6 protein-coding genes and 1 pseudogene are annotated in these 4,899 nt (G+C 65.6%); 4 read left to right on the forward strand and 3 right to left on the reverse strand.

Annotation, left to right across the window (positions count from 1 at the left end):
- From EN745_RS30060 to EN745_RS30070, 3 genes and pseudogenes are all read left to right on the forward strand, one after another.
- A pseudogene (locus EN745_RS30060) lies at positions 1–551 on the forward strand (hypothetical protein); the annotation flags it as partial.
- An 82-nt stretch (positions 552–633) separates the two neighbouring features.
- The gene (locus EN745_RS30065; RefSeq protein WP_126057062.1) at positions 634–1,254 is read left to right on the forward strand and encodes a nucleoside triphosphate hydrolase; all 621 of its coding nucleotides are present in this window, start codon (positions 634–636) and stop codon (positions 1,252–1,254) included.
- A 99-nt stretch (positions 1,255–1,353) separates the two neighbouring features.
- A complete protein-coding gene (locus EN745_RS30070) occupies positions 1,354–1,674 on the forward strand; it encodes a hypothetical protein (RefSeq protein ID WP_126057061.1) in 321 nt (106 codons plus the stop codon).
- Positions 1,675–1,703: 29 nt separating this feature from the next.
- On the opposite strand, the gene EN745_RS30075 is transcribed toward EN745_RS30070, so the two are convergent.
- From EN745_RS30075 to EN745_RS30085, 3 genes are all read right to left on the reverse strand, one after another.
- Positions 1,704–2,408, reverse strand: coding sequence for a glutathione S-transferase N-terminal domain-containing protein (locus EN745_RS30075; protein WP_126057060.1), 705 nt, complete (start codon positions 2,406–2,408; stop codon positions 1,704–1,706).
- A gap of 150 nt (positions 2,409–2,558) precedes the next feature.
- The gene (locus EN745_RS30080; protein WP_126057059.1) at positions 2,559–3,767 is read right to left on the reverse strand and encodes a beta-ketoacyl-[acyl-carrier-protein] synthase family protein; all 1,209 of its coding nucleotides are present in this window, start codon (positions 3,765–3,767) and stop codon (positions 2,559–2,561) included.
- A 4-nt stretch (positions 3,768–3,771) separates the two neighbouring features.
- Complete coding sequence (locus EN745_RS30085) at positions 3,772–4,026, reverse strand: acyl carrier protein (protein ID WP_126057058.1); 255 nt, start codon at positions 4,024–4,026, stop codon at positions 3,772–3,774.
- Positions 4,027–4,234: 208 nt separating this feature from the next.
- Between EN745_RS30085 and EN745_RS30090 the strand changes: the two genes are divergently transcribed.
- The coding region (locus tag EN745_RS30090; RefSeq protein WP_127422920.1) for an urease accessory protein UreD at positions 4,235–4,899 on the forward strand (665 nt) is incomplete at its 3' end.

Below are 4,899 nucleotides of genomic sequence, written 5' to 3' on the forward strand. Positions count from 1 at the left end.
ATCCTGCACGCTCCGCCGATCTCCGGCATTTTCCCACCGCCGCTGGCGGCACCGCCGATCTCACCGACTACCGCATGGAGGACAGGCGCGAGGATTTCCTGACGCTGGTCGAGGCCGATCATGGCGGGCCGGGCTGGACGGCTTTGGCGCGCCATGCCGAGCAGGATCTTGTTCTGGTGCTGAAAAACGCGGCCGAACTGCCCATCACCATGCTGTGGTTCAGCAATGGCGGCCGCGACTATGCGCCGTGGAGTGGCCGCCATCTCGGCGTGCTCGGCATCGAGGACGGCCGCGCCGCGGTCGGCCATGCCGCCTCGCTCGGCGACAACTGGCTGAAGCGCGAAGGCGTCGCCACCGCCTTTGCGCTTGCCGAAGGCCGCAGCGTTTCCTTCCGCCACGTCATCGGCGCCGTGCCTTTCTCTGACGGCGAGCCGCCGCGCGACTTTGAGACCGCGCGCGATCACATGCGCATCGCCGGTGCCGACGGCACGGTTCGGGAGATCGCCTTCGACGGGGATTTCCTGCGCCTTGGCCGCTCGGTTCCGGCCTGAGCGCCGGGCATCCCGCGCGGGTTTGAAATTTCCGCCGACTGCCGCCAAGATGTGGCCGAAAATCGCTACCGGAAAGGCGCCGATGTCCGAGATCGCCCATATCACAGCCGCCATCTTCAAGCGCGCCGGCAAGGCCAAGCGCTTCATCGTCGCCATCGCCGGACCTCCGGGCGCCGGCAAGTCGACCCTGTCCGGCAGGCTGCATGACCTGCTGCCGGAAGGCGCTTCCGAAGTCGTGCCGATGGATGGCTTCCACTTTGACGATATCGTGCTCAACCGCCGTGGCCTGCGCTGGCGCAAGGGCGCCCCGGAAACCTTCGATTTCGGCGGCTTCGAGACGCTGCTGAAGCGCATCCGTTCGGGCGAGCCGGACATTGCCATTCCGGTGTTCGACCGCAGCATGGAACTGTCGCGCGCCGCGGCCGAAATCATTGGCGCCGACACCAAGTTCATCCTGGTCGAGGGCAATTATCTGCTGCTCGACGAGGAGCCTTGGTCCCGTCTGGCGCCTCTGTTCGATTTCACCATCTTCGTCGACGTGCCGCGGGGCGAGCTCGAGCGCCGCCTGATGGAGCGCTGGCGCGGCCATGGTCGCTCCGACGAGGACGCCCGCGCCTGGATCGCCTCCAACGACATGCCCAACATCGATCGCGTGCTGGCCCGGCGGCGGGTCGCCGATCTCGTCATCGGCGAACCGGGCTAAGGCGAACTCGTTCAATTTGCAGCAATTTCCGAGCGGAACCTTAAGACTTTCCGGTCGTTATGCCGACATCCTGATTGTGTCGTTTGAAGGACTCGTCCGATGGCTACCAGCACAAGAAAACCCGTCAAGGGCAAGGCAGCTCCGCGCAAGGCCACCCAAGCGAAAACCGGCGCCGGCCCGGCAATCGCCGAGCGCTCGAAGGATGCCAAGCCAGCCTTCGGCAAGGCGGCGCCCAAGAAGGTGGTGCCGGGCGCGGTGCACAAGGCCGCCGTGAAGGCGCCGAAGTCGCACAAGCCGGCGGCCGCCAAGTCGGGCCCGATCCGCACCGTGGCAAGCATTGCAACCGGCGCGGTGGCCGCCACAGCGCGGCTCGCGGCTTCGGTGATTGGCAAGGGTGGCGCGAAAGCCAAGGCGAAGTAGGCGGAGAGATCGCTTCCAGGCGAGCTGGATCAGCCCCTTGCCGGGATGGTGAGTCCCTTTTGCACCGCCGGGCGCCCCAATCCGCGCTCCAGCCATGCCGCAACGATCGGAAAATCGTCGAAGCCGACGAGCTCGCGCGCCTCGTAGAAGCCGATCAAATTGCGTACCCAGCCGAGCATCGAGATGTCGGCGATGGTGTAGTCGTCGTCCATGATCCAGCTGCGGCCCTTGAGCCTGGTTTCGAGCACGCCGATCAGCCGCCGCGATTCGTCGCGATAGCGCTCCAGCGGCCTCTTGTCGGCGATCTCGCGTCCAGCGAATTTGTTGAAGAAGCCGACCTGACCGAACATCGGCCCGATTGCCGCCATCTGGAAGAACACCCACTGGATCGTCTCGTAGCGACGGATGGGATCGGCGGGAATCAGCTTGCCGGTCTTGTCGGCGAGATAGAGCAGGATGGCGCCGGATTCGAACAGGCCAATCGGCTCTCCGCCCGGGCCGTTCGGATCGATCATCGCCGGTATCTTGCCGTTGGGGTTGAGCGACAGGAATTCCGGCGTCCAGCTCTCGTTCTTGCCAATATTCACCGGATGCGGCTCGTAGGGCAGGCCGATCTCCTCCAGCGCGATCGATACTTTCACGCCATTGGGCGTCGGCCATGAATAGAGCTGGATGCGCTCGGGGTACTTGGCCGGCCAGCGCTTGGCGATCGGAAAGGCGGACAGGTCGGTCATCGAAGGCTCCTGGACGGGAATGCACGCTGAACGGCGGGGTCGTGGCGGGTCGCCAAAAATTAGGCGCGGGGTCCGCCTCGATCAATATGCCGGCCACGGTTGCGCGGGGCGGACCGTCAACGAAAAATGAGCCGGCAGGGATCGACGCTATCAGACCGCCTTGAACGCCAGCACCGCATTGGTGCCGCCAAAGGCGAAACTGTTGCTGAGCGCTGTGCGCACCTTGCGTTCGCGCGCGACATTCGGCGTCACGTCGAGATCGCAATCCGGGTCGGCCTCGCGGAAATTCGCGGTCGGCGGCACGATGCCGTCGCGGATCGCCATCACGCAGGCGATCATTTCCAGCCCGCCGGAGGCGCCGAGGCAATGCGCATGCATCGACTTGGTCGAGGAGACCGAGAGCGTGCGCACATGCTCGCCGAAGACGCGCTTGATCGCCGCCGTCTCGATCTGGTCGTTGGCCTTGGTGCCGGTGCCGTGCGCGTTGAGATAGTCGACATCCTCCGGATTGAGGCCGGCGTCGACAAGGCAGAAGCGCATCGCCGCTTCCGGTCCCTCGATGGTCGGCGCGACGATGTCGGAGGCGTCGGCGGAGAGGCCGGCGCCGGCGATTTCGGCAAGGATGGTGGCGCCGCGCGCCATCGCGTGGTCATAGCTTTCCAGCACCGCCATGCCGGCGCCTTCGCCAAGCACCAGGCCCTGACGGTCGGCCGAGAACGGCCGGCAGGTCTCGGGCGACAGCACGCGCAGCGCTTCCCAGCCCTTCAGCACGCCCCACACCAGTGGTCCTTCAGTGCCGCCGGCGACCATGACGTCGGCGCGGCCGAGCCGGATCTGGTCGACGGCCGCAGCGATTGCGTGGTTGGCCGAGGAGCAGGCCGAGGTGGCGCCGAAGACCGGTCCGCGCAGGCCGAGATTCATGCTGACCTGGCCGGCGGCTGCGCCCGGCATCACTTTCGGCACGGTGAAGATGCCGGCGCGGTTCTTCTTTTCGATCAGGATGGCGCGATAGTTCTCCTCGATCGCCTCGAAGCCGCAGACGCCGACGCCGACGACCGCACCCATCCGGTAGGTGTTGTCCGCATGCGTGGCCAATCCCGATTGCTGCATGGCTTCCCGCGCCGCGATCACCGCCAGGAGGCTGAAACGGTCCATCGACACGAGCTGCTTGCGGTCGATGCCGTGCTCCGGCAGTTCCTTGATCTCGCAGCCGATCTTGACCTTCAGGTCGTGCAGCAGCGGATTATCGATCGGACCGATGGCCGAGCGGCCGGCGCGCATTTCGCTCCACATGGCGGCGGCATTGGTGCCAAGGCCGCAAAGCCCGCCGATGCCGGTGATGACGACGCGTTTCAGCATGCGGTCAGGCTTTTTTCGCGATCAGCGCGCGAACCGCCTCGACCATGTCGCCGACATTCTTCAGATTGCTCCAGGCATCGACCGTGTTCATCTCGATCTCGATGCCGTACTGTTCCTCGAGATCGAAGATGATCTCGGTCAATTCCAGTGAATGGATGCCCAGCGCGGTCAGTTCGGTGTTGGTGGTGATCTCTTCGCCGCCCGGCTCGGCATGAGCCTTGATCTTCGCGATGATTTCCGTCGCCAGCTGATCAGCCATTCGGTCTCTTCCCCACTTTGTCGTTTCCCGACGCCAACTGTCCAGCGCCCCTTTATCCCCGGATTCGCTTCGTCGACGTCGCTTCATGCCCCGCCTGGCGTTGCATGACCATTCCAAGGTGGCTCCCTCTATAGAAACCGAAACGCTGTCAAGCAACAAGCTATATATCGACAAAGCCGCCGGAGTGCTTAACGTTGGCGGCATGAACATGATGAACCCTGTTTCGACTTCAGCACCGGCTGCGCAACGTGTTGCGGGGCGAGCCAGGCTTTTCTGCGGCAACAAGGGCGGCCGTACGCGTCTTGAGCGCCTCTATCAGGATGGATCGGCCAAGATCCGTATGCCGGCCACCGCCGCCGACCCGCTCGAGGCGGTGCTGATCAACACCGCCGGCGGCCTGACCGGCGGCGACCGCCTCGCCTGGGAGGTGCAAGTCGGCGCCGGCGCTTCGGCCTCGATCACCACCCAGGCCTGCGAGAAGGTCTATCGCGCCGCATCCGACCGCGCCGAAATCCGGGTGAAGCTCGATGTTGGCGAAGCGGGCCGCCTCGCCTGGCTGCCGCAGGAAACCATCGTCTTCGACCGGGCGGCTTTCGCCCGCAGCCTCGACGTAGAGCTTGCCGCCGACGCCGAGGCGCTGCTGCTGGAGGCCACCGTCTTCGGTCGCCTGGCCATGGGCGAAAGGACGACACAGGGCAATTTCCACGACCGCTGGCGTGTCCGCCAGGACGGCGCCCTCATTCACGCCGAGGATTTCCGCATCGGACCCGATATCGCGGCCGCGCTCGGCCGGCCCGCCGTCGCCGGCGGCGCCGCCGCGGTCGCGACGCTGCTGATGGGCTCGCCGCAGGCGGAGGCTTTCCTCGATCCGGC

Origin of the sequence: Mesorhizobium sp. M4A.F.Ca.ET.022.05.2.1 (genome assembly GCF_003998845.1) — a bacterium.
Lineage (GTDB): Bacteria > Pseudomonadota > Alphaproteobacteria > Rhizobiales > Rhizobiaceae > Mesorhizobium.

Coding starts and splice junctions, on each gene's coding strand:
- EN745_RS30065 (WP_126057062.1), top strand. CDS start 634: ATGTCCGAGATCGCCCATATCACAGCCGCCATCTTCAAGCGCGCCGGC.
- EN745_RS30070 (WP_126057061.1), top strand. CDS start 1,354: ATGGCTACCAGCACAAGAAAACCCGTCAAGGGCAAGGCAGCTCCGCGC.
- EN745_RS30075 (WP_126057060.1), bottom strand. CDS start 2,408: ATGACCGACCTGTCCGCCTTTCCGATCGCCAAGCGCTGGCCGGCCAAG.
- EN745_RS30080 (WP_126057059.1), bottom strand. CDS start 3,767: ATGCTGAAACGCGTCGTCATCACCGGCATCGGCGGGCTTTGCGGCCTT.
- EN745_RS30085 (WP_126057058.1), bottom strand. CDS start 4,026: ATGGCTGATCAGCTGGCGACGGAAATCATCGCGAAGATCAAGGCTCAT.